The 4,054-nt window shown below is 45.5% G+C and carries 4 protein-coding genes; 1 reads left to right on the plus strand and 3 read right to left on the minus strand.

The window, feature by feature from the left end; all coding sequences use genetic code 11:
• Positions 1-112: 112 nt before the first annotated feature.
• A complete protein-coding gene (locus H6S82_RS21830; protein ID WP_190461692.1) occupies positions 113-352 on the plus strand; it encodes a hypothetical protein in 240 nt (79 codons plus the stop codon).
• Positions 353-538: 186 nt separating this feature from the next.
• On the opposite strand, the gene H6S82_RS21835 is transcribed toward H6S82_RS21830, so the two are convergent.
• From H6S82_RS21835 to H6S82_RS21845, 3 genes are all read right to left on the minus strand, one after another.
• Complete coding sequence (locus H6S82_RS21835; RefSeq protein WP_190461694.1) at positions 539-757, minus strand: hypothetical protein; 219 nt, start codon at positions 755-757, stop codon at positions 539-541.
• Positions 758-1,092: 335 nt separating this feature from the next.
• Positions 1,093-2,277, minus strand: coding sequence for a glycosyltransferase family 4 protein (locus H6S82_RS21840; RefSeq protein ID WP_190461696.1), 1,185 nt, complete (start codon positions 2,275-2,277; stop codon positions 1,093-1,095).
• Positions 2,274-3,521 (minus strand): glycosyltransferase, encoded by a 1,248-nt coding sequence (locus H6S82_RS21845; RefSeq protein WP_190461698.1) that lies wholly within the window; start codon positions 3,519-3,521, stop codon positions 2,274-2,276. The genes H6S82_RS21840 and H6S82_RS21845 overlap by 4 nt, the downstream gene beginning before the upstream one ends.
• Positions 3,522-4,054 lie beyond the last annotated feature (533 nt).

The raw sequence follows: 4,054 nt of genomic DNA on the forward strand, positions 1-4,054 counted from the left end.
GCGGGATACCGCCGCTATCACTTTTGATCGTGATAGTGCTATCGTTGCATTGTCCGGGAATGCCCGGAATGATGTCGCGTAAATGTATCAGACATGACCTGTTCAAATAGCTTTGCTGAATGCTTCTGACGCTACTCCTGTTTGGCTAACACCTGTGTTGCAACTATCTTTTTTTGGCTATTTTGCTTCTGGCAATATTGCTGAAAGTAAAGATTCTGCTGCCATCAAGACTACCGAAACTGCCAAAACTACGAAGGCAGAACCGGTGAATATTAACATTAAGGGTAAAGAAGCCAGTCTTTCGATCGCTGCTTTCATCTCAGAAACCTTGATTTTAGTAGGATTGAGGTAGCAACTCTTACTAGCGAGCTGCTCTTTATTATTGAATGTTAAAAAAGTGAAGATCTTGTGAAGGATTGCATAAAATAACTAACTTTGAGACGATCGTCATCTACTAGAAGTGGGATGTTAAGTTAATCGCTGTGAAAATCTACTTAAATGTGAGAGGGCAAATCCTGGGAGTAGTTTGTTATGGCAGTTATAAAGCATCAACTGTTTTGGATTTTTCGAGACGGTACTTAGCGTTGGAAACGCCTTCTCCAACAACCTTTTTTGCTGCTTTTGCTTGTGGCAATACTGCTGAAAGTAGAGATTCTGCTGCCATCAAGACTACCGAAACTGCCAAAACGACGAAGGCAGAACCGGTAAAAAGTAACATCAAGGGTAAGGAAATCAACGTTTTTATAGATGCTTTCATGTAGCTTCCTCTGAGTTTAACTCAGTTTACTATTATTACAATATGAGACAGTATTTAGTTTGGCATCAGTAAGTTTTGGTAATTAAAATCCCATCCACAACAGCCGATCGTAAGCAAAAATACGAAAGCGTACTGGTATAGTCCAGTACGCCTTTTTAACAGGGGTAAATCTTGCTAAAGGTCAAAATCTGCTGAATATTTCATTTAGAGAACTATAGGGTACTACAGAAGGGATAGAATAACTAGCGATACTTATGCCGACGCAAGTTAGATACTATACAGGACTCTGGGTCGGCAAAGGTACGCAGGCTGTTTGACAAACACCTCCGACTTGACTAACATTCTGCCTTGACGAGTATGTTCGTAACTTCGGGCGTTGTGATTGGTGAAACCGCAATCGGCAAGAGCGATTTGTACAATCCCAAGGTTTCGTCGGTAATTCTATCCCAGTTATAGTTTTGCTGTACGTACTTTTGGGCATTGCTAGCCATTACCGCCATTTCCTCCGGGTGATGGATTGCCCAATCTAAGCGACGAACGCAGCAGTCTAAATCTCCAACAGGGAAAAGCACACCTCGGTTGTTAGATACAAGTTGCTTGTGTACGGGGATGTCACTTGCCAGTACGGGGATACCTTCCTGCATAGCCTCTAGCATAGCGAGGGGTAATCCTTCTAGCTGAGAAGGCAGGGCAAATAATCCCGCACCTCGAATAATTTCTGCCAAACGCTCTCCTTTGAGTTCGCCGGTGAATACGATATCTTTATCGTGTGCTGCTAGATTATCTAACTCGGCAGTGAAATGGGGAGTATCGCTGGTAGCACCGACCAGAGCGAGTTTCCATCCTTGTGGGCGAAGCTTTTGGAAGGCTTGGATGAGCAAGTCGGGGCACTTTTCGGGTACGAGTCTGCCCAGGAAGAGAATGTAGCGCCCCTGCTCCAAGCCAAGAGATGTGCCGAAAGAAAAATGCGGGTCGGATTTACCCAAGCAAGAGGCGGCGTTGGGAATGTAGAGCGTTTCTCTGTCGTAGGTTTTCTTAAAGTAAGAGCGCAAATCTTCTGAGACGACTATTATCTCATCTGCAAACCGAACAGCAGCTCGCTCGCCAAATTGTATAAGTTTTTTAATATTTCTGCTCCATTTGGCGCGTTGCCAGTCTAGACCGTGACAGGTGACGACTATTTTGGCATTGGTGGTAAATTTTGGCAGCCAGGTGAAGAGGGATGGCCCTAAAGCGTGGAAGTGGATGATATCGTATTCCTTGCCAAGGGAAGCCATCGCTCCGAGCGCGGAACTCAGCAGCGCATCCATTCCGCCTGCTTTCAAGCAAGGTAAGGAGACTACGCGAACGCCGCCAACGTTGTAAGTATCTACTGAATTCGAGCCGGTATAGGAGGAGCGAGCGAACAGATCGACTTCGTGGCCTTCTTTAACCATGCGGGTGTAGATTTCTTCGCAGTGATGCTCGATACCACCTTGTTTTGCGGGCAAGCCTTTAGCACCAATTACAGCTATTCTCATAGTGAAACCCCTGTTAAAAATTCTCGATTAGTTTGGCAAATGGATGTCCGCTGCTCCCAGCGGCGTAGCATATCGTTGTAGATGGCACCCACCACAGTGCTGGCGCTGTAAGGTTGGGCGGCTTTGACGCACGCTTCGACCGGGAAATTCCCAGGATTTTGCAGTACTTGACGCAAGGCATCGGCTACTGCAACTGGCGTGCGTTCCTCACATACCACTCCGCTGTGGGCGGTAAGTAGATTTGGGGTTTCACCGCAGCGGGTCGTCACTATGGGCGTCCCGCAGGCTAGTGCTTCGAGAACGACTACTGGTAAACCTTCGTAGGCGCTGGTCAGTACGAAGACACTGCTAAGGCGCTGCAACTGTGCAAGTTCTGCTTGGTTCATTGCTCCGAGCATTGTTACTTGCTCAGAGAGTCCCAAGCGAGAAATCTCTGTTTGTATTTCTGCTCTCAAATCTCCATCACCTGCGATGAGTAGGTGAATTTTGGGATTGTTGAGAGCGGCGATCGATCTCACTAGCAGGATCGGGTCTTTCTGGGGATGCAGTCTTCCGGCAAATAGCACGAACTGCGTATCTTCGGGTTTACCCATCCGAATAGCGAGCTGGCGTCTTTCCTGCTGGCGTTCTTCCCAGGTCAATGGGTAGCAGATTTCGTTGTCTACTGTGTTTTTTACGTAGCTAACTCGGTCTGCTATCTCTGGGTAGCGCTGCCGGTATAATTGCGCCGATTCCGTATTGCAGGAGAAGATTTGGGAAAACTGGCCTAGCACCAGGCGTTCGATCGCAAAGTACGCTGCTGGCAGATACCGCCATGCGATCGCATCTTTCCCGCCCGCAGAATTCATCTGCTTATTTATATCGTTATGAATAAAAAGGGCTTTCTCTCCAGGCCAGTTTAGCGCTGCTAATGTCGGTTCCAACCTGTGAAAGTGCATGAAGTCGGATGCTAGGTTACGACCGCACAGGGCAGCTGCGTACTTAATAGTTGTAGGTATTAATCTTCTAACATTGTCATCTTTAAGATTGAACAAAGGCATAAATTTAATTGCCTTGCCCGCCAGTTCTGCTTCGTGCCACTCACCCACACGTAGGTGCTGCTCTTCGTGGCCCGTTCCTACCAACCGCACCTCAAACTCGCTGGGAGCGTACTTGACAAAATTTTTTATAACAGTTTGGATTCCGCCGATGCTGCTGTGCCAAGGGTTGAATTGGTAGAAGACGGTCAGAACGGGTTTAATCATAACTAAGTGCCGATATGTAGGGAGGAGCGATTATATTGGTTCGGAAGCCCTAAACTTTCGGTATTTGGATAGATGTAAATTTTTATTTTCTCTGCAAGTCTAGGTTATTTTCTCTGCTTTTAAGTAAATGTCTCATTTTGACTTGTGTTCATATAAATGTTTTTGTTTCTGGGTTATTACATAGGTTAGTGGCAATTACCGAATAAGTGAATAAGTAGCTACGAGATTTCACTAAGGATTTATAAATTTCTGTACCGTCTTCATATCAACTTTATAATCAAGCCAGACGTTTGTTGGCTAAGTAGACACCCAGAGTGCGTATCTAAGTATAATCAAGCATAAGTAGGGTATGTAGCGATCGCACCCGAAGTTTGAACTACGGGAATTAACCAGTTATTTGAAATTGCTTGAGCTTAAAAGTAGGAATTAGCGGGCTTTTTTTGTTTCTAACTCTGCCTATCTCTGACTGGCTAGCTTAAACGTAAAAATAAGTAGTTATTGAGATGGAAGACAAGTCTGTATATATAAACACT

The sequence above is a fragment of the Planktothrix sp. FACHB-1355 genome (genome assembly GCF_014748295.1).
GTDB classification, from domain to species: Bacteria; Cyanobacteriota; Cyanobacteriia; order Cyanobacteriales; family Aerosakkonemataceae; genus Aerosakkonema; species Aerosakkonema funiforme_A.

Bases quoted from the DNA above. Each gene is read 5' to 3' on its own strand.
- H6S82_RS21835 (WP_190461694.1), bottom strand. From the start codon at position 757: ATGAAAGCATCTATAAAAACGTTGATTTCCTTACCCTTGATGTTACTT.
- H6S82_RS21840 (WP_190461696.1), bottom strand. From the start codon at position 2,277: ATGAGAATAGCTGTAATTGGTGCTAAAGGCTTGCCCGCAAAACAAGGT.
- H6S82_RS21845 (WP_190461698.1), bottom strand. From the start codon at position 3,521: ATGATTAAACCCGTTCTGACCGTCTTCTACCAATTCAACCCTTGGCAC.